The organism is Streptococcus sp. 29892, from assembly GCF_032594935.1.
Lineage (GTDB): Bacteria > Bacillota > Bacilli > Lactobacillales > Streptococcaceae > Streptococcus > Streptococcus hyiners.
The window spans coordinates 1,799,885-1,820,292 of sequence record NZ_CP118734.1 but is presented as its reverse complement, the minus strand read 5'-3'; the positions used below and the strand labels follow the sequence as shown (position 1 = coordinate 1,820,292).

Below are 20,408 nucleotides of genomic sequence, written 5' to 3'. Positions count from 1 at the left end.
CTACCAAGCGACAACTTCAACAGGTGCCTGTAAAGCATCAATCCAGCTTGGGTCTTCTAGTTTAATCAAAGTCAGTGATAGTCCAGCCATATCAATGGATGTCATATAGTTACCGATTTTCTTGTAATCGACAATAACCCCTTTTTTAGCTAGTAATTGCGCAACGTCGTTGGCAAAAACATATTGCTCCATGAGAGGAGTTGCTCCAAGACCATTGATAAGGACACCGTAGTGTTCACCATCTTGAATGTCAAAGCCTTCAGCCAATTTCTCAACCAATTCTTCAGCCAATTTTGCAGATGGTTGTAGCTTTTCTTTCTTATAGCCAGGTTCGCCATGGATACCAACGCCATACTCAAATTCATCTTCTTCAAGGACGAAGCCTGGTTTGCCCACTTCTGGAACAGTAGCGCCTGAAAGCGCAAGACCGATAGTTTTGATTTGTGGAACGAGGCGGTCAGCTAATTCTTTAATCTCAGCAAGCGATTTACCAGTTTCAGCAGCATGACCGAGAATCTTGTGGACAAGGATGGTACCTGCTACGCCACGACGGCCTTGGGTATAGAGGCTATTTTCCACAGCGATGTCATCGTCCACAACGACACTAGCCACTTCGATTCCTTCCATTTCAGCCAACTCTTGTGCCATTTCAAAGTTCATGATGTCGCCAGAGTAGTTTTTGATGACCATGAAGACTCCAGCGCCTTCATCAGCTGCTTTGATGGCTTCCAAGATTTGGTCTGGGGTTGGTGAGGTAAATACTGCGCCACAGACAGCGGCAGACAACATACCCTTACCGACAAAGCCTGCATGAGAAGGTTCGTGACCAGAACCACCTCCTGAGATGATGCCGACTTTGCCAGTCTTTTCCGCCTTGCGAACAATGACTTCAAAACCGTCAATACGCTCAATCACATCTTGGTGCATAAAGACAAGGCCTTTCAACATTTCGTCAACGACATGTTCAGGTTGGTTAATGATTTTTTTCATGAGATAAACCCCTTTGTTTTTTATACTGTTATTATATTTTTAAATAATTGAAAAAGGAAGGGACAAATTCTAAAATGTGTCCCTTTTGTTTCTATCAAAAGCATGATAGGGTATAATGGAGAGGAAGCGAAAGGAAGTGACATATGCCAACCTCGTTGATTACCAAGAAAAGAATCGCCAAGGCCTTTAAAAGGCAATTATCGCTAAAATCATTTGATAAGCTTTCTGTTGTAGATATCATGCAGGAAGCAGGTATCCGTCGTCAAACCTTTTATAATCATTTTTTGGACAAGTATGAGCTACTGGATTGGATTTTTGAAACAGAATTGCAGGAGCAGGTGACAGACAATCTGACCTATATCAGTGGGGTGAAGCTCTTAGATGAACTGCTCTATTACATTGATTGTAACCAGGTATTTTACAAACACTTGTTTGAAATTGAGGGACAAAATGACTTTGTGACCTATCTGGAAGGCTATTTTAGGGTTCTGATGGAAAAATTATTGGCGGAATATCAGTCCAAAGAAGGTCGATATTTTACAAGGCAGGAACAGGAGTTTTTAGTGACCTACCATTCGAGCGCTTGGATTGGTCTGATTAAGAAGGGGCTAGCTCAATCCCCTTGTGCTATTCATAGCATGTATGGTCAAATTATCACCTTACTAGAGCAGTCATTTTCTAATCACAATTCGAGGGAGAAGAGGGATGGTATTTATAAAAAATAGACAGGATAATGTGATTGCGGATTACATTGAAGGATTCTATCGGACAAATAAGTATGTAAAGAAACTTGAACATCAACCTATTCTAGTTCAAAAAGAACAGGACAGTCAGCTGGTTCCCATCATCTCAGGTGGTGGTTCTGGGCATGAACCGGCCCATGTCGGTTTCGTGGGCAAAGGAATGCTGACTGCAGCAGTCTATGGAGAGATTTTTACCCCACCAACTGCCGAAGAAGTCTTGGCAGCCATTCGTGCTGTTCATAAGGGTAAGGGAGTTTTTCTGATTGTAAAAAACTTTGAGGCAGATTTAGAAACCTTTGGTCAAGCCATCGCGCAAGCAAGACAAGAAGGTATAGCTGTGAAATATATTGTATCCCACGATGATATTTCTGTTGATACCAAGGATAATTTTCGGATGCGACATCGGGGATTGGCGGGGACTATTCTTCTGCATAAGGTTCTTGGAGCTGCGGCTCAAGCTGGTTATGATTTAGTAGACTTAGAGCAGTTAGGTCTCTCTCTAGCAACAGAGATAGCGACTATTGGTTTTGCGACCAAGTCAGCCAGCTTGCCAGATGTCAGCCAGCCTTTATTTGATTTGGCGGATGGAGAAATTTCCTATGGAATTGGCATTCATGGAGAGGAAGGTTATCGCACCGTAACCTACGAATCTTCGGAGCAATTAGCTAATGAAATTGTCAACAAGCTAAAACTGAAATTCCGTTGGAAGGAGGGGGAGGAGTATGTCCTCTTGGTCAACAATCTAGGGAACCTGTCTGAGTTGGAGCAAGGCATCTTTCTCAATGATTTGTACCAGTTCTTGGAATTAGAAGGCTTGAAACTACCCTATATTAAAACAGGTAAGTTTATGACCAGTTTGGATATGGAAGGTATATCTGTCACCCTTTGTCGTGTCAAGGATCCAGTCTGGCTAGACTTCTTGCAGGCTCCGACAGAAGCAGCGGCCTGGTAAGTTAAGTATCAAATGATGAACCTCTTTTGGAATGCCGAAGAGGTTTTTTCTCTCCCCCAAGAAAATTTCCTCCATTTATGGTAAAATGTTTCTAACGAACTACAAAGGAAATGGTCATGTCAGATAAGTTTCAGCTCTTGCTTCAACAAATCGGGATGCCTCTTGATGCTCAGCAATCAGGGGCTTTTTCGACTGCAACGATTGAGAAAGTGGTCTTGCACAAGGTCAGCAAACTCTGGGAATTTACCTTCCGCTTTGAAAAGCCCTTGCCGCTGATGGACTATAGACTTTTCAAGGCTCGTTTGGCGACGGAGTTTGAAAAGGTAGGGAACAGGATTCAATTTTCTATCGTCAGCGATGCGGAAAGTTTTGAAGCGGGCTTAGTAGAGGCCTATTATCCAGAAGCTTTTACAGAAGATTTGTGTCAGAGTGCAGGTTTCAAGGCTCTGTTTCAATCTTTGGAGGTTGTTTATCGGGAGAATACCCTGTGGATAAAGGGTCCTGAAACCATTGACACCGTTCATTTTCGGAAGAATCACCTGCCAAACCTTGTGGAACAATACAAGCGATTTGGTTTTGGCAATCTTGCGGTGGATATTGAAGTTTGTCAAGAGATGACGCAGCAGCAGGCTGCGGCCTTCCATGCGCAGAATGAGGAAATTTACCTGCAGGCTAATGAAGAAAACTTGGCGGCCCTGGAACAACTGGCGCAAATGGCGCCACCACCAGAGGCAGCTCAGCCATTTGTCCCAGAATATAAGAAAAATCGTCCTGCCAAGGTCAATATCGAAAAGGCTGAGATTACGCCTATGATTGAGGTGGACAGCGAGGAGAATCGGATTGTCTTTGAGGGTCTGGTCTTTGAGGTCGAGCAGAAGACGACCAAGACGGGGCGGGTCATTATCAACTTTAAGATGACTGACTATACTTCGTCCTTTACCTTGCAGAAGTGGGCTAAGAATGAGGAAGAGGCCCAGAAATTTGACATGGTCAAAAAGGGCAACTGGCTGCGGGTGCGTGGAAATGTGGAAACCAATAACTTCACTCGTGATTTGACTATGAATGTCCAGGAGGTCCAGGAGGTCAAGAAGGAAATCCGTAAGGATCTCATGCCTGAGGGGGAAAAGCGGGTCGAGTTTCATGCCCATACCAACATGTCTACCATGGATGCCCTGCCTGCTGTTGAGGACTTGGTGGCGCGTGCGGCGGCTTGGGGACACAAGGCGGTGGCCATTACTGACCACGGCAATGTTCAATCCTTCCCCCATGGCTACCATGCTGCTCGGAAGGCTGGAATTAAGCCCCTCTTTGGTATGGAAGCCAATATCGTTGAGGACTCGGTTCCCATTGTCTACAATGAAGCAGATATGGTTCTATCTGATGCCACCTATGTGGTCTTTGACGTGGAAACGACAGGTCTTTCCGCTGTCAACAATGCCCTCATTCAGATTGCAGCATCTAAGATGCACAAGGGTAATATCATTGCGGAATTTGATGAATTTATTGACCCAGGTCACCCGCTTAGTAAATTTACGACTGAACTGACAGGGATTACAGATGAGCATGTGCGTGGTTCCAAGCCCTTGGAGCAAGTTCTGCGAGAGTTTCAGGACTTCTGTCAGGATTCCATCATGGTTGCCCACAACGCGACCTTTGACGTTGGTTTCATGAACGTCAACTACGAGCGAGCTGGCTTGCCAATCATCAGCCAACCAGTCATCGATACGCTAGAATTTGCCCGAAACCTTTATCCAGACTACAAGCGGCACGGTTTGGCAGCCTTGACCAAGCGATTTGGTGTTGCTCTTGAGCATCACCACATGGCCAACTACGATGCGGAGGCCACTGGTCGCCTGCTCTTTATCTTCCTAAAAGAAGCCTTGGAGAAACACAATCTGACCAATCTCAACCAGCTCAATACAGAATTGGTGGCGGAGGATTCGTATAAGAAGGCCCGTGTCAAACACGCTACGCTCTATGTGGTCAATCAGGTTGGTTTGAAAAATATCTTCAAACTGGTTTCCTTGTCCAATACTAAGTATTTTGAGGGAGTTCCTCGCATTCCCAGAACGGTTCTGGATGCCCACCGAGAAGGCTTGATACTAGGAACAGCCTGTCAAGAGGGCGAGGTTTTTGATGACCTGCTTTCTAAGGGTATGGATGATGCGGTTAAGACAGCGGGCTATTATGATTTTATCGAGGTCATGCCACCAGCTCTCTACGCTCCTATGATTGCCAAGGAGCAATTCAAGGACATGGCAGAGATTGAAGAAACCATCAAGCAGTTGATTGAGGTAGGGCGTAGGGCAGGTTTGCCAGTTTTGGCGACTGGAAATGTCCACTATATTGACCCTGAGGAAGAGATTTATCGGGAAATCATTGTCCGTGCTCTAGGTCAAGGGGCACCGATTAACTGGACTATCGGAAATGGTGAGAATGCTCAACCGGCTCCTCTGCCAAAGGCTCACTTTAGAACGACCAGCGAGATGTTGGATGAGTTTGCCTTCTTGGGTGAAAGTCTAGCTCGTGAGATTGTCATTACCAATCCAAATGCTATGCTGGACCGGTTTGAAGATGTTCAGGTGGTCAAGTCGGACCTCTACACCCCTTATATCGAAAAGGCTGAGGAAACGGTTGCGGAATTGACCTATCAGAAAGCCTTTGAAATTTATGGCAATCCTCTTCCAGATATTATCGACCTGCGGATTGAGAAGGAATTGACGTCCATTCTGGGTAATGGTTTCGCCGTGATTTACCTGGCATCGCAGATGTTGGTGCAACGGTCAAATGAACGGGGCTACCTGGTTGGTTCACGGGGGTCTGTCGGATCCAGTTTCGTTGCCACCATGATTGGGATTACGGAAGTAAACCCTATGCCTCCTCACTATGTCTGTCCAAATTGTCAACACAGTGAATTTATCACAGATGGTTCCTATGGTTCCGGTTTTGACCTGCCAGATAAGGATTGTGAAGAATGCGGTACCAAGTATAAAAAAGATGGTCAGGATATTCCCTTTGAAACCTTCCTTGGTTTTGATGGGGACAAGGTTCCCGATATTGACTTGAACTTCTCAGGGGATGACCAACCGTCTGCCCATTTGGATGTTCGGGATATTTTCGGCGAAGAAAATGCCTTCCGTGCAGGAACGGTTGGTACGGTGGCGGCCAAGACGGCCTATGGTTTTGTCCGAGGCTATGAGCGGGATTATGGCAAATTCTACCGTGATGTAGAGGTAGAACGCTTGGCTGCTGGTGCGGCTGGGGTCAAACGGACGACCGGTCAGCACCCAGGAGGAATTATCGTATTCCCGGACTACATGGATGTTTATGACTTTACGCCTGTCCAATATCCTGCCGATGATGTGACGGCCAACTGGCAGACCACCCACTTTAACTTCCACGATATTGATGAAAACGTCTTGAAGCTCGATGTCCTGGGACACGATGATCCGACCATGGTCCGCAAGCTGCAGGACTTGTCGGGCATCGATCCGCAGACCATTCCTGCTGATGACAAGGGAGTGATGGCCCTCTTCTCTGGCACGGAAATTCTAGGTGTTACACCAGAACAGATTGGGACACCGACAGGTATGCTGGGCATTCCTGAATTTGGAACCAACTTTGTACGTGGAATGGTGGAGGAAACCAAGCCGACCACCTTTGCGGAACTCCTGCAGCTGTCTGGTCTATCCCATGGTACAGACGTATGGTTGGGCAATGCCCAGGACTTGATTAAGGCAGGAATTGCCGACCTATCAACCGTTATCGGTTGTCGGGATGACATCATGGTGTATCTCATGCACGCAGGTCTACCACCTAAGATGGCCTTTAATATCATGGAGCGGGTGCGGAAGGGCATGTGGCTAAAGATTTCTGAGGAAGAGCGAAACAGCTATATCCAACATATGAAGGATAATAAGGTGCCGGACTGGTATATCGAATCCTGTGGTAAAATCAAGTACATGTTCCCCAAAGCCCATGCGGCTGCCTATGTTATGATGGCCTTGCGGGTTGCCTACTTTAAGGTTCACTATCCAATCTACTACTATTGTGCTTACTTCTCTATTCGTGCCAAGGCCTTTGATTTGGCGACCATGTCGGGTGGTTTGGATCGGGTCAAGGCCAAGATGGAAGAGATTGCCCTCAAGAAGAAGAACAATGAAGCGTCAAACGTTGAGCAGGATCTCTATACCACACTTGAATTGGTCAATGAAATGCTGGAACGTGGCTTTAAGTTTGGTAAGTTGGACCTCTACAAGTCCCATGCGACCGACTTCTTGATTGAAGACGATACCCTCATCCCACCATTTGTCGCTATGGATGGTCTGGGAGAAAACGTAGCCAAGCAGCTTGTAACGGCGCGTGCTGAAGGGGAATTTCTCTCCAAAACAGAACTCCGTAAGCGAGGCGGTCTATCCAGCACCCTTGTCGAAAAAATGGATGAGATGGGCATCCTTGGTAAACTGCCAGAGGATAACCAACTCAGTCTATTTGATGATTTGTTTTAATAAGGAAGGTCACTGTTTCTCGTTATTTAGAGAGACAGTGATTTTTTTCAAAAAAGAAGTCAAAACCCTTGATTATTTTTTTGAATAGGTATATAATCTCTACATAGTGATAAAAACTACTAGATAGTAATAAACAGAAAAGAGGAAATCAATGTCAAATTTTGCAAAACTTCAAGAAACTCGTCGTACTATTTATGCACTCGGTAAAGAATTGCCAGTATCAAATGAAGAAGTAGTAGCTCTCGTTGAGAAAGCTATGAAGGAATCACCATCAGCTTTCAACTCACAATCAAGTCGTGCAGTAGTACTTTTTGGTGCTGAATCAGAAGCTTTCTGGAACGAAATTGCTTACAGTGAATTGGAAAAAGTAACACCAGCAGAGGCTTTTGAAGGCACTAAAGGTCGTTTGGCTAGCTTTGCAGCCGGTGCAGGTACTATCTTGTTCTTCGAAGACCAAGACGTAGTTAAAGGCTTGCAAGAAAGCTTCCCACTCTATGCAGAAAACTTCCCAATCTGGTCTGAACAAGCTCATGGTATCAACTTGTACGCAGTGTGGTTGGCATTTGCTGAGAAAAATATCGGTATGAACGTTCAACACTACAACCCATTGGTAGATGCACAAGTTGCTGAAAAATACGGTATCCCAGCTAACTGGAAACTTCGTGCCCAAGCACCATTCGGTAGCATTGCAGCTCCAGCAGCAGACAAAGACTATATGGCGGATGGGGACCGTGTAAAGGTTTTTGGTAACTAATAAAGTTTACAGTTTGCTTTATTAGGTCGGCAGTTGAGGAAACCCTGTATCCTTATTTCCTGCTTCAATTAATTTCATCATTAGTTGAAGTAGCTTTGCCGTACCTCAGTACAGCTTGGTGCTATTTCATTGAGTATAATAAAAAACTAGATAATGTCTCCTTAAATGACTATTATCTAGTTTTTTTATATAAATCAGTCTTAGTAGGTAGATAGGACGATGAATACTAATACCATTGTTAAGATAATCCAACTGACTTTGATGACAAAAGCATCGGAAATGCGGAAAGGTGTAAAAGATTTTATAGGTAGAGCTGTTATAGAGAGTGCAAAAAGAGGTAAAACACCCAGATAGTAACGACCTTGGATGCCATCTACGTGTCCGTAGCCAATCTTGGTCCAGGTTAGGTACATGACGAGAATAATCCCACAAATAATTCCCAGGCCAATGAGAATGCTACCTGTACGGCTGCGAAGTGTAACCTGTTTCTGACCTAAATTACTAGCGATAACGAATAAATAGAAGGTAAAAATTGGAATAAGCGTTTCCCGCATAGGTAGATTTAGGATTCCAAAGTAGAATAGCATGACTAAGCGGTGGGGAGTCAGGAAGAATTCTTTTGATAGAGCTAACAATCCATGACTAGGATTGGATAAGAAATATTGGATTTGTCCAACCAGACCAACTCCCTGTAGTGTCGTAGTCGATTTAATTTGTTGGTAACCGATAAACCAGATGGCGGTCAGAGCTAGAACTAAGCAGGATACTAAAAGAATGCTAATCGTAGGGAATTTGATAGAGAAACGTTCTTTTGGGATAAAGAAGAGCAATCCCATCAAGAGGATATAAGGTAATTTTAATGTGATTATCAGGCAAGAAAGAGCAGTAAACATAACAAGTTCCTTATAACCAAGCATTTTTTGTCTGGTTAGATAGTGGATAAAGAGCCCAATAATAACATAGATAAATCCGAGTGCAACTCCATCTTGATTATAGGAGGCGGCTAGGAAAATATTCATTGGCATGAGTACAATCAGCATCATTATTTGCCTAAAGTTGCCACTTAATTTGACAGCTATATAAGCTAGTAGTGCGTAGCAAATAGCATTAAAAATGCGACCTAGGTAATAGATTAAACCAACATTTAGATTCAAGGCTCGTCCCAGTGTAATACCGATAACCTGGGGTATATAACCGATAAACCAATAGGCATTGGTCGTACGAAAATCAGCCAGGCCCTTAAAAGGAACCTCAGTGGAGCTATGCTGATATTCAAAGGCATCTACAGCCAAGGGGGGCATAGTATAGTCATCAACAATAACAAAGTAGTCTTCAGATATTTGGAGATTTGCTGGGTTATTGTCTAAATTGATATCTCCTTGTGCGATATGCATAGCACGAGAAAGGTGAACATATTCATCTGGTGTATTCAATACGGGAGTTACAATGGAGAAGGCTAGGCCAGATACTAGTAAGACAAGCAAACAAGCAAAATCTTGCCTCTTAGGGAGTAGAAGAATGAAACCAATCATGAATAAGGCTAGAGGATAGACAGCGGCGGATGCGTGATAGTCTCGTATATAAATTGTATAAACTGTACAACAAGCAATGAAGCTGGCAAACAAGTACCATTTATTTTGGTTAAGTTTATGTAACACAAGAACCTCCTAGTGATTTGAGTCCTGTCCTTTGATATAAAAAGAATTGATTAGACGGGCAAGCGGCTTCGGCCAAAATAGTTCAAACATCATCAAGTCTTCCTTTGTCCGAGTATTGTCAGCTATGGTCTGTGAGGTCTCGGATTCTTGGTGAATACGATGATACATAAGTGGTTTTGGGATATAGGAGAAAACTCCATTAGACTGGTTTATTTGGTACCAGGCATACCAATCTAAATTGGTGCGCATTTGTTCATTGAACTGAAAGCCCCTTAGTTTATCCATGTTATAGGTGACAGCAGGGCAACAAATTGAATTCCCAAAGCTGAGGATAAAACGCCTCCAGGTCTTGGACTGAGGGAACAAGGATAGTCCTTTGAGTAGGATTCGTTTGACGGTTAAATTGGTATTACGGGAGATAGTTTGTCCATTCTTACATTCCATATAGTCTGAAAAGACAATAAGGTTTTCCGGGTTGCTTTGGAAAGATGTCAGCATTTCTTCGGCATAGCTTGATTGATAGATGTCATCTTGGTGGGCAATGGTTACATAGGGAGTAGACGTAAAGGAGAGAGCATTGTTCCAATCTTTTCCAATACTTCCACCTACAGAAGAATGCATAGGAATGGCATATTGCTCACAAAGCTGTTGAATGTGTTTGCTAGGTGTAGAAGTATAGAGCTGAATAGAAGAGGAGATAGTTTGCTCTTGCAGTGACTGGATACAGGCTTCTAAAAAAGGACTGTCTCCGTAGGCACAGATAATGAAGGTATGTAGTGGCTGTAAATTAGACATTCTTTTTTCCTTTGGAATAGAGATAGATAGTTAGTAGTCCCATGACTAGAGCGTATATGGTCATTGTTAGTAAGAAACTGATTGCAGCTCCAAGCAATTGATAATGGAAAATGAGTGGGCTGGTAATGATTCTTGAAAAGATAAATAGCAGGAGGTAGACAAAGACCAGGATTTTTTGTTGTCGAAATATGGTGATAAGATTTTCAAAAACAATAGCCAGGGAATATAGAATACCTGAAAAAACTAGAATTCCTAGTGTCAGATTATGGCTTGTCAAATCGATCCCAAATAGAAGGCTCAGGATGGGAGTGCCTATGCCGAAAGCTAGTAGGCTTATTAGACTGCCTCCGATGAACAAGCTTAGTACCAAGCGATTGCAAATCTGCCGAAATTCCTGGTAGCTATGTTGGTACCAAAGTCTAGCTAAACTGGTAATCAATGGACGCAGGATTAGTACACAAAGACTCATGAAAAATACAGGCATAAATAGAATGCTGAAATCACGTTGCATACCTGTCACCAGACTTCCTTCGGCTAGGCCGGTTTCGATGACTTGTTTTGGTTCATTAAAGATATAAGTGAGTAGGAAACCGTTGATAAAAAGAGGGAAACAGGCACGCAAAATAGTGTAGGCATCCTTATGTAATGACTTTCTAAAAAGAGCATGAAGTTTAGTGGTATACAATTTCTGAGCTTGTCGGCAATCTAGAAGAAAGACCAAGGCCAGATTAGTTGTTGCCATAAGGGCTAGGGCTAGGGGAAGATGTTTTCCGATAGCTAATGAGAAGGCTAATACTAAGGTACTGGTGGTGTAGCGAATAGTCATATTCTTCCCTGCTATATCTAGTCGATCTCGTTGCTGGAAAAAACCTTGAAATAAGTCGGAGATAACATCACCTACACGATATAGGATGACCAAGAGGACAAGTTCATAGCTGGACTGATACTGAGTGAGAAGGAGATAGGGCAGAATGGTTGCGACCATAAGTGTCAAAGAATAGCTACGTGCTAATAGGTAGGCGGCAAAGGAATGGGTTTCTTTGATATCTGTCCCTTGATAGTTTCTTACCTGAAAGAGACCAATCACTACCCAAAGATTACCAATAGCATAGGCCATACTGAAGTCGTCGGCCGTTTTTGCGTTTGAAAAGCGCGATACAATAAGCAGATAGAGAACAGATACGGTAGCCGCAGCTAGATTACCAACCATATTCCAAAAATAAACTGATTTTTGTGTATTATTCATCTTTATCAAACCGTTCGATTGCAATAGTTTGTGCTAGTTCCTTTAGCTTGTTATCTAATTTTGATAGCCGCATAGTCAGCTGGAATTGATGGATAATCAGTAAAAAAATGATAAAGAGAAAAATGAAATTAACTGGTAAGGCGATGCCTAACAATTTTGTTATAGCTTCAGCTAAACTTGGAAATAGACTGAGGATAAGCAAGAGTGCAGAGAAAAAAATCCAAAATAGAGCATCAGGTATTTGTAGCTGCGATTTTCGTATCCTTCTAAGTATCAGAACACCTGTAAGGAGAGATACGAGGATAAGAATGGTTTGAAATAATAAACTCATTTGTTCATTCGCTTTCTAAAGTTTTGGATGATAAGGATGGAGGCAAACATATGAATCATGTACTGAATCGAACGAGAAAGTGTGAGATAGCTTTGACCTCCTTGTCGCTCTTGCATGGCTACTTGAACCTCCTTTACCTTGACGCCGTTTCGCAATAAATAGGAAACGGTATCTGGTTCTGGGCCATAGTTAATATTCAAGGCAAATTCTTTGATGAGAGGTGCGCTAAACATGCGCATACCGGAAGTAGGGTCAGCTATTTCCTTTCCTGTCGTCAGTCTGATGGCACTGGCGATGAGACGATTGCCTAGCATTCTCAAGGACCAATTTTTGGGTTGGTTTACAAAGCGAGAACCAATGACTAGATCGTAGCCTTGGTCTATTTGATCAGAGAGACCTTGGATATATTCTGGTAAGTGTTGTCCGTCTGCATCGAATTGAATGGCTTTTTTATAACCATGTTTGTAAGCGTAGCGTAGACCTGTTTGAAAAGCACCAGCCAATCCCAAATTGATAGGCAAATCTAGGATAGAGTACCCATTTTGATGGCAGATAAGAGAGGTATTGTCTTTTGAGCCATCATTGATGATGAGATAATCAAATTGGGGATAGTTTTGTATGAGGTTTTCAATGACTCCTTGAATAGACTCCTCTTCATTATAAGCTGGGATGATAATGAGTAATTCAGACTTTTTCACATGCAATTCTCCTAAATGTTGTCCTATATATTGTACCAATTTTTCTATGAGGAATGCAACTCAATATAGTTATTTATTGACTAAGATTGAGGAAAATTATAAAAAATATGATACAATAATCTAGTATTACATTTCAAAGGAGAAAAAAATGGTATTACCAAATTTTAAAGAAAATCTCGCTAAATATGCTAAACTCTTGGTATCAACAGGTATCAATGTCCAACCTGGTCACACGGTTCAATTGACAATTGGTGTGGAACAGGCTGAGTTGGCACGTTTGATTGTCAAAGAAGCTTACGCTCATGGTGCTAAGGAAGTATTGGTCAACTGGTTGGACGATGTGATTGCACGTGAACGTTTGGTCAATGTAGATGTGGAACTCTTGGAACAAGTTCATCCACAACGTGTTACTGAAATGAACTACCTCTTGGAGCGCAAGGCAAGCCGTTTGGTGGTCTTGTCTGATGATCCAGGTGCTTACGATGGCGTTGATCCAGAGAAGTTGTCTCGCAACGCTCGTGCACTCAGCCAAGCTTTGCAGCCAATGCGTCAAGCAACGCAAGCGAACAAGGTTAGTTGGACACTTGGTGCAGCCTCTGGTTTGGAATGGGCTAAAAAAGTCTTCCCAAATGCAGCCTCTGACGAAGAGGCAGTGGACTTCCTTTGGGATCAAATCTTCAAGACTTGCCGTATCTACGAAGAAGATCCAATCAAGGCGTGGGAAGAGCACGAGGCACGCTTGGTGGCTAAAGCTAAGGTCCTTAACGACGAGCAGTTTGTCAAATTGCACTATACAGCACCAGGAACTGACCTTGTTCTCGGTATGCCGAAAAATCACTTGTGGGAAGCGGCTGGTTCGGTCAATGCCCAAGGTGAGCACTTTATTGCCAACATGCCAACAGAAGAGGTCTTCACAGCACCTGACTACCGTGTGGCAGATGGCTATGTAACATCCACAAAACCACTCAGCTACAACGGTAATATCATCGAAGGCATCAAAGTTACCTTCAAAGACGGTGAAATCGTGGATGTAACTGCTGAAAAAGGCGATGAAGTTATGAAGAAATTGGTCTTTGACAATGCTGGAGCGCGTGGTCTTGGTGAAGTTGCCCTTGTTCCAGACAAGAGTCCAATCTCTCAATCAGGCGTGACCTTCTTCAATACTCTCTTTGATGAAAATGCCTCAAACCACTTGGCCATCGGTTCTGCTTATGCTTTCTCTATCGAAGGTGGTACAGAAATGAGCCAAGAAGAGCTCAAAGAAGCAGGCCTTAACCGTTCTGATGTCCATGTGGACTTCATGATTGGTTCTAACAAGATGAACATTGACGGTATCCGTGAAGACGGTACCCGTGTGCCAATCTTCCGTGACGGTGAGTGGGCAATCTAATGATACTTGAATGAAACTGGGCAAAAAGCCCAGGATCACTTTTCAGAGTTCGTGTCAACATCTCAGCGCAGTGGTTGATTGGCTTTAACAGTCCAGTGGACTGTTAAAGGTTGGAGATAAGATTTGCGAAGCAAATCTCAGCAATTCGTGTTTTGCACTCCAAATCTGACCTATACGACTGATGTGAACTCTGTTCGCTCTATCTCCGACCTCCAAAGGTTCCCCCAAACCTTTGGAGCTATGCTGGGGTGGGAGTGAAACAGTCTGGGGATAGACTGTTTCAGCTCAACAACTGGAAATAAGGACTTGTTGACGAACTCTTTTTGACCTAGTCGAGTTCTTTCCCACTCCCATTTTGTAAATAAGGAGGAAAACAGAATGTTATCAAGTATTATCGCAGGTGCTATTATTGGCTTGATTGCTGGGGCTTTGACTTCATCAGATGACCGTCGTGGCTGTCTTGGAAATATCATCCTTGGACTTGCAGGTTCATGGATTGGACAGTTGCTCTTTGGTGACTGGGGACCACAGTTTGCTGGTATGGCCTTGGTCCCGTCAGTCTTTGGAGCAGTATTGCTGGTGGCGATTTTTTCTAGTTCTAGACGGAACTAACTAAAATAATTCTATTATCCGATTTTTTCAGAAAAATGGGATAAATTTACTGGTATGCCGATATTATTAAAAGTTGCTTTTCATAGCTTTCGTGTTATAATAGAAATAGAAAAAGGTAGTTGCGCTAACAACCACCTGACGTAGAACCGTTAAAAAGACGGTGGCTCGTAGTTTAGATTTAATCCGTCCTACTCGCGCAAAAGTGGGGACGGGTTATTTTTTGTCATTTTCTTTGAAGATTTTATAGCACAAGCTAACTAGCGCAATGGTAAAGCTACCAAAAGCTAGAATCGTTTGTACAACTTCAAAAGCTGTCAAAAGAATGCTCCCCCCTTCTGTTAGATTTTGATGAATTGCCCATAGGCATCACCTCACTTTCAGAAACTCAAGAGCCACCGTCTTCACTTTTCTACTAAACAATTATACCATACAAAGCAAATATGTATTATATTTCTGGTATGCTAAAAACATTCTGGATAGAAGATGTTAACGAGCATTATCGCTGGTGCCATTATTGGCTTGATTGCTGGGGCTTTGACCTCATCAGATGACCGTCGTGGCTGTCTAGGAAATATTATCCTTGGACTTGCTGGTTCGTGGATTGGACAGTTGCTCTTTGGTGACTGGGGTCCACAATTCGGCGAAATGGCAGTTGTACCATCTGTTTTAGGAGCCGTTTTATTGGTGGCAATTTTTAGCAGTTCTAGACGAAATTAAACACCTGAACCGTGCTTCAATTGGAGCATGGTTTTTTGTGGTCTGAATTTGTACGAATTGCGACATTATTCGGATTTTTCAGAAAATTTCCATTTTTCTGTTGACAAGTGAAAAAAAGTTAGGTATCATTGTAAACAATTAAGAACCTGTGTTCACACAGGTTCCAGAACACTGAAAGGAAAAGTCAAATGAAACCTGTCACTACAAAATTCTTTGCTTTGTTGTTGCGACGGTCGGGCTAGTGCTGAAAGAATGCATTAGTCCTGTTTGGCTTACCAAGCGGGCGCTGTTGACAACATCTCGCGGGTAGTTTTCCTCGAGGTGTTTTCTTTTTCTTATGGTTGCTTTGAAATCTAAGAAAGAAAACCTAATATTGACGTTAGGGTTATTTAGAAAGGTGTTCTTATGCGTGTGATTGAATTTTTAGATACAACTTTGCGAGATGGTGAACAGACGCCGGGTGTGAATTTTTCTATCAAGGAAAAAGTGACCATCGCCAAGCAGTTGGAGAAATGGGGGATTTCTGCCATCGAAGCGGGTTTCCCAGCGGCCAGTCCTGATTCATTTGAAGCGGTCCGTCAGATTGCGGCGGCGATGACCAAGACAGCGGTGACAGGTTTGGCTCGGTCAGTCAAATCAGACATTGATGCTTGTTATGAGGCTCTTAAAGATGCCAAGTATCCGCAGATCCATGTTTTCATTGCGACCAGTCCCATTCACCGTGAATTTAAACTGCAAAAGACCAAAGAAGAAATTTTGGCGCAAATCACTGAACATGTCAGCTATGCCCGTGAGCGTTTTGAGGTGGTGGAATTCTCGCCTGAGGATGCGACGCGGACGGAGTTGGAATATTTGCTAGAAGTGGTGCAGACAGCGGTAGATGCTGGTGCGACCTACATCAACATTCCAGATACAGTCGGCTTTACCACCCCTCAGCACTACGGAGAAATTTTCCGTTATCTGACAACTAATGTTAAATCGGATCGTGAGATTATTTTCAGTCCCCATTGCCATAATGACCTAGGCATGGCTGTTGCCAACACCCTTTCAGCTATAAAAAATGGAGCTGGTCGGGTCGAAGGAACTATCAATGGTATCGGTGAGCGGGCTGGAAATGCGGCCCTTGAAGAAGTAGCTGTTGCTCTTGAAATTCGGAAAGATTTTTATGACGTAACCAGTCCCATTGTCCTCAAGGAAACCCTTAATACTTCGGAATTAGTATCTCGCTTTTCGGGGATTGCCATTCCACGCAATAAGGCGGTGGTTGGTGGCAATGCCTTCTCACACGAGTCAGGTATTCACCAGGATGGTGTCTTGAAAAATCCATTGACCTATGAAATCATTACACCTGAGTTGGTAGGGGTCAAGAAAAATTCTCTGCCACTGGGTAAACTTTCTGGTCGCCATGCCTTTGTGGAAAAACTAAAAGAACTAGACCTGTATTTTGAAGAGAGTGATGTTGCGGGCCTCTTTACTCGTTTCAAAAGCCTGGCAGACAAGAAAGAAAAAATCACGGACGCAGATATTCGAGCTCTAGTAGCTGGGACAGAGATTAGCAACCGTGATGGTTTCCAATTTAAAGATTTGCGTTTGGATAGTCAGTCTGACGGCAGCATCCAGGCTCAGGTCATCTTTATCAATCAAGATGAGGAAGAAGTGGTTGTTGCTGAGACTGGTAAGGGTTCGGTTGAAGCTGTATTTAATGCTATTGACCAATTCTTCCAGCAGGAAATCAGCTTGGAACGGTATCATATTGACGCCATTACCGATGGAATTGATGCCCAGGCTCGTGTACTGGTTGCTGTAGAAAACAAGGCAACGGAAACTATCTTCAATGCCTCTGGTATTGACTTTGACGTACTGAAGGCTTCGGCCATTGCCTATATCCATGCCAATGTCATGGTGCAAAAAGAAAATAGTGGCCAGATAGATAGGAAACTATCAGAGAAAGACTTGCCACACATCTAGGAGGAAATATGACGAAAAAAATTGTAGCCTTGGCTGGTGATGGTATCGGTCCTGAAATCATGGAGGCTGGCCTAGCAGTCCTTGAGGCTGTGGCTGGGCAAGTAGGATTTGATTATGAGATTGAGGAGAAAGCTTTTGGTGGCGCTGGGATTGATGCAGCAGGTCATCCTCTACCTGAGGATACCTTGCAAGCTTGCCGAAAGGCGGATGCGATTTTGTTGGCAGCTATCGGTAGCCCTCAGTATGACAATGCGGCTGTCCGTCCAGAACAAGGCCTGCTTCAACTTCGGAAGGAATTGGGGCTCTTTGCCAATATCCGTCCTGTTAAGATTTTTGATAGTTTGAAAGACTATTCTCCTCTGAAAGCGGAGCGCTTGGATGGTGTGGATTTGGTCATGGTACGGGAGTTGACAGGTGGGATTTATTTTGGGGAGCATATTCTGGAAACAGACCAAGCCAGCGATAGCAATACCTATCAGGCAGAAGAGATTGAACGAGTTGTCCGCTCTGCCTTTGACCTAGCCCAAAAAAGACGAAAAAAAGTCACCAGCATTGATAAGCAAAATGTGCTGGCAACGTCAAAATTGTGGCGGAAGGTAGCGGATGAGGTGGCTAAGGACTATCCAGATGTGGTATTGGAGCACCAGTTGGTGGATAGTGCAGCCATGCTCTTGATTACCAATCCTAGTCGATTTGATGTCTTGGTGACGGAAAATCTTTTCGGAGATATTTTGTCGGATGAGGCCAGCGTACTAACAGGAACGTTAGGAGTTCTGCCTTCTGCTAGTCATGCGGTGGCAGGTCCTAGTCTTTATGAACCTATTCACGGTTCGGCACCAGATATTGCAGGTCAGGGCATTGCCAATCCGGTCAGTATGATTCTGTCTGTTGCCATGATGCTGGAAGAAAGTTTTGATTTGGTCCAAGCAGGTCAGACCATTCGCCAAGCTGTCGAAGCGGTCTTTGCACAGGGCATTTTCACTAAAGATCTAGGTGGTAGCGCCACTACCAAAGAAATGACGGAGGCTATTATTGCCCAGATTGAAAGGAGATCGCCATGAGTGGAAAATCCATTTTCGATAAGCTCTGGAATCGCCATGTGATTACAGGGCAAGAAGGTCAGCCTCAACTCCTTTATGTGGACCAGCACTATATCCATGAAGTGACTAGTCCCCAGGCCTTTGATGGTCTACGAGAGGCTGGACGTCAAGTGCGTAGACCCGACTTGACTTTTGGTACATTTGACCATAATGTTCCAACGGTTAATATTTATGATATTCGTGATGTCATTTCCAAGGCTCAGATGGATGCTTTAGCCCGCAATGTGGTGGAATTCGGCATTCCACATGCGCCACATGGGTCTGCCAACCAAGGCATTGTCCATATGGTGGGTCCAGAAACTGGCTTGACTCAGCCAGGGAAATTCATCGTCTGTGGAGATAGTCATACGGCAACCCACGGAGCTTTCGGGGCCATTGCCTTTGGGATTGGGACAACAGAAGTAGAGCATGTCTTTGCAACTCAAACCCTGTGGCAGGTCAAACCCAAAAAGCTCTTAGTACGGTTTACAGGTAAGCCGAAAAAGGGGATATACTCCAAGGATTATGTCTTAGCATTGATTGCTAAGTATGGTGTGGCACTGGGGGTTGGTTATGTAGTCGAGTATGTGGGTGAGGCTATTGATGCTCTGACCATGGAAGAACGGATGACGATTTGCAATATGTCTATCGAGTTCGGATCCAAGATGGGGATTATGAACCCAGATCAAACCACTTTTGATTATCTAGCAGACAAGGAAAAACGCCCCAAAGACTTTGAGGCGGCGGTTGCTGATTGGAAAACATTGGTATCCAACCCGGATGCAGTTTATGATAAGGTCATTGAAATGGATGTTTCGAATCTAGCACCGATGGTAACATGGGGAACAAATCCTTCCATGGGGGTATCCTTTGATGAGACCTTTCCTGAAGTTCGCGATATGAACGATGAACGAGCGTATAAGTACATGAACTTACAGCCTGGACAAAGTCCAAAGGATATCGAAATTGGCTATGTTTTCCTGGGGTCCTGTACCAATGCCCGTCTTTCTGACTTGCAGGTGGCCGCCAAGATTGTTGAAGGCAAACGTGTGGCAGATCATGTGACTGCAATTGTGGTTCCGGGTTCGAGACCGGTTAAGTCAGCTGCAGAAGCACTAGGCTTAGACAAAATTTTCTTGGAAGCTGGCTTTGAATGGCGAGATCCTGGTTGCTCCATGTGTCTGGGTATGAACCCAGACAAGGTGCCGACAGGTGTCCACTGTGCATCGACCAGCAACCGAAATTTTGAGGATCGACAGGGTGTTGGCTCTCGAACCCACCTTTGTAGCCCAGCCATGGCAGCAGCGGCAGCTATTGCAGGACGCTTTGTAGATGTTCGTGAGATGGAGGTGGTCTGATGGAAAAGTTTACAATCTACACTGGGACGACCGTTCCACTCATGAATGACAACATTGATACCGACCAGATTTTGCCCAAGCAGTTTCTCAAGCTGATTGACAAGAAAGGCTTTGGCAAGTACCTCATGTATGAGTGGCGTTATCTGGATAACAAGTACACTGAGGACCCTGATTTTATCTTCAATACTGCACCTTATCGTCAGGCAACGATCTTGATTACAGGGGATAACTTCGGAGCAGGTTCATCCAGAGAGCATGCCGCTTGGGCCCTTGCTGACTATGGCTTCAAGGTTATCATTGCAGGCTCCTTCGGGGATATTCATTACAACAATGACCTCAACAATGGCATCTTGCCAATCGTTCAGCCCTGTGAGGTTCGGGAGAAATTGGCTGCGCTGGCATCGACTGATGAGGTGACTGTCGATCTCTACCAGCAAAAAATTATCTCTCCAGTCGGAGAATTTGATTTTGAGATCGATGCAGATTGGAAACACAAATTACTCAAGGGTCTGGATGATATTGGCATTACCTTGCAATACCAGGACTTGATTGAGGAGTATGAGGGGAATCGCCCAAGCTACTGGCAGGAATAAAATAAAGATAAGAAAA

The 20,408-nt window shown here is 43.9% G+C and carries 18 protein-coding genes; 11 read left to right on the top strand and 7 right to left on the bottom strand.

Features of this window, described 5'->3' with window-relative positions:
* Positions 1-990: a dihydroxyacetone kinase subunit DhaK gene (gene dhaK, locus PW220_RS09095; RefSeq protein WP_172002655.1), complete on the bottom strand. Its 990-nt coding sequence runs from the start codon at positions 988-990 to the stop codon at positions 1-3.
* 143 nt (positions 991-1,133) lie between these two features.
* Between dhaK and dhaS the strand changes: the two genes are divergently transcribed.
* The 4 genes from dhaS to PW220_RS09075 all read left to right on the top strand — a co-directional run bounded on the left by dhaS (position 1,134) and on the right by PW220_RS09075 (position 7,947).
* Positions 1,134-1,715, top strand: coding sequence for a dihydroxyacetone kinase transcriptional activator DhaS (dhaS, locus tag PW220_RS09090; RefSeq protein ID WP_105117298.1), 582 nt, complete (start codon positions 1,134-1,136; stop codon positions 1,713-1,715).
* Positions 1,696-2,685: a DhaKLM operon coactivator DhaQ gene (dhaQ, locus tag PW220_RS09085; RefSeq protein ID WP_248055534.1), complete on the top strand. Its 990-nt coding sequence runs from the start codon at positions 1,696-1,698 to the stop codon at positions 2,683-2,685. Before dhaS ends, dhaQ begins: the two co-directional genes overlap by 20 nt.
* Before the next feature lie 116 nt (positions 2,686-2,801).
* Entirely contained in the window at positions 2,802-7,193 is a 4,392-nt protein-coding gene (locus PW220_RS09080; protein WP_248055533.1) for a PolC-type DNA polymerase III, read from the top strand.
* A gap of 151 nt (positions 7,194-7,344) precedes the next feature.
* Positions 7,345-7,947, top strand: a complete 603-nt coding sequence (locus PW220_RS09075) for a nitroreductase family protein (RefSeq protein ID WP_172066780.1) — start codon at positions 7,345-7,347, stop codon at positions 7,945-7,947.
* 200 nt (positions 7,948-8,147) lie between these two features.
* Here the strand turns inward: PW220_RS09075 and PW220_RS09070 are convergent, their stop codons facing one another.
* Genes PW220_RS09070 through PW220_RS09050 form a run of 5 tightly spaced genes read right to left on the bottom strand, consistent with a single transcriptional unit; the run spans position 8,148 to position 12,675 of the window.
* Positions 8,148-9,605: a DUF2142 domain-containing protein gene (locus tag PW220_RS09070; protein WP_248055527.1), complete on the bottom strand. Its 1,458-nt coding sequence runs from the start codon at positions 9,603-9,605 to the stop codon at positions 8,148-8,150.
* Positions 9,606-9,614: 9 nt separating this feature from the next.
* A complete protein-coding gene (locus PW220_RS09065; protein ID WP_248055525.1) occupies positions 9,615-10,400 on the bottom strand; it encodes a glycosyltransferase in 786 nt (261 codons plus the stop codon).
* Positions 10,393-11,646 (bottom strand): lipopolysaccharide biosynthesis protein, encoded by a 1,254-nt coding sequence (locus PW220_RS09060; protein ID WP_248055524.1) that lies wholly within the window; start codon positions 11,644-11,646, stop codon positions 10,393-10,395. The genes PW220_RS09065 and PW220_RS09060 overlap by 8 nt, the downstream gene beginning before the upstream one ends.
* Complete coding sequence (locus tag PW220_RS09055) at positions 11,639-11,977, bottom strand: DUF2304 domain-containing protein (RefSeq protein WP_105117305.1); 339 nt, start codon at positions 11,975-11,977, stop codon at positions 11,639-11,641. Before PW220_RS09055 ends, PW220_RS09060 begins: the two co-directional genes overlap by 8 nt.
* Positions 11,974-12,675 carry a glycosyltransferase family 2 protein gene (locus PW220_RS09050; protein WP_105117306.1) on the bottom strand — a complete coding sequence of 234 codons (702 nt, stop codon included), beginning with the start codon at positions 12,673-12,675 and terminating at the stop codon, positions 11,974-11,976. Before PW220_RS09050 ends, PW220_RS09055 begins: the two co-directional genes overlap by 4 nt.
* A gap of 148 nt (positions 12,676-12,823) precedes the next feature.
* Between PW220_RS09050 and PW220_RS09045 the strand changes: the two genes are divergently transcribed.
* The gene (locus PW220_RS09045; protein WP_248055522.1) at positions 12,824-14,065 is read left to right on the top strand and encodes an aminopeptidase; all 1,242 of its coding nucleotides are present in this window, start codon (positions 12,824-12,826) and stop codon (positions 14,063-14,065) included.
* 378 nt (positions 14,066-14,443) lie between these two features.
* The gene (locus PW220_RS09040) at positions 14,444-14,677 is read left to right on the top strand and encodes a GlsB/YeaQ/YmgE family stress response membrane protein (protein WP_024378839.1); all 234 of its coding nucleotides are present in this window, start codon (positions 14,444-14,446) and stop codon (positions 14,675-14,677) included.
* A gap of 213 nt (positions 14,678-14,890) precedes the next feature.
* On the opposite strand, the gene PW220_RS09035 is transcribed toward PW220_RS09040, so the two are convergent.
* On the bottom strand, positions 14,891-15,031 hold the full coding sequence (locus PW220_RS09035) for a putative holin-like toxin (protein WP_290438361.1): 141 nt from the start codon (positions 15,029-15,031) through the stop codon (positions 14,891-14,893).
* Positions 15,032-15,160: 129 nt separating this feature from the next.
* Here PW220_RS09035 and PW220_RS09030 point away from each other — a divergent pair, with 129 nt between their 5' ends.
* The 5 genes from PW220_RS09030 to leuD all read left to right on the top strand — a co-directional run bounded on the left by PW220_RS09030 (position 15,161) and on the right by leuD (position 20,392).
* The gene (locus PW220_RS09030; protein WP_172053711.1) at positions 15,161-15,394 is read left to right on the top strand and encodes a GlsB/YeaQ/YmgE family stress response membrane protein; all 234 of its coding nucleotides are present in this window, start codon (positions 15,161-15,163) and stop codon (positions 15,392-15,394) included.
* Between the two features lie 405 nt (positions 15,395-15,799).
* Entirely contained in the window at positions 15,800-17,362 is a 1,563-nt protein-coding gene (locus PW220_RS09025; RefSeq protein WP_248055521.1) for a 2-isopropylmalate synthase, read from the top strand.
* A gap of 8 nt (positions 17,363-17,370) precedes the next feature.
* Positions 17,371-18,423, top strand: a complete 1,053-nt coding sequence (gene leuB, locus PW220_RS09020; RefSeq protein WP_248055520.1) for a 3-isopropylmalate dehydrogenase — start codon at positions 17,371-17,373, stop codon at positions 18,421-18,423.
* Positions 18,420-19,799 carry a 3-isopropylmalate dehydratase large subunit gene (gene leuC / locus PW220_RS09015; protein WP_248055519.1) on the top strand — a complete coding sequence of 460 codons (1,380 nt, stop codon included), beginning with the start codon at positions 18,420-18,422 and terminating at the stop codon, positions 19,797-19,799. The genes leuB and leuC overlap by 4 nt, the downstream gene beginning before the upstream one ends.
* The gene (gene leuD / locus PW220_RS09010; protein ID WP_248055518.1) at positions 19,799-20,392 is read left to right on the top strand and encodes a 3-isopropylmalate dehydratase small subunit; all 594 of its coding nucleotides are present in this window, start codon (positions 19,799-19,801) and stop codon (positions 20,390-20,392) included. The genes leuC and leuD overlap by 1 nt, the downstream gene beginning before the upstream one ends.
* The last annotated feature ends 16 nt before the right edge of the window (positions 20,393-20,408 follow it).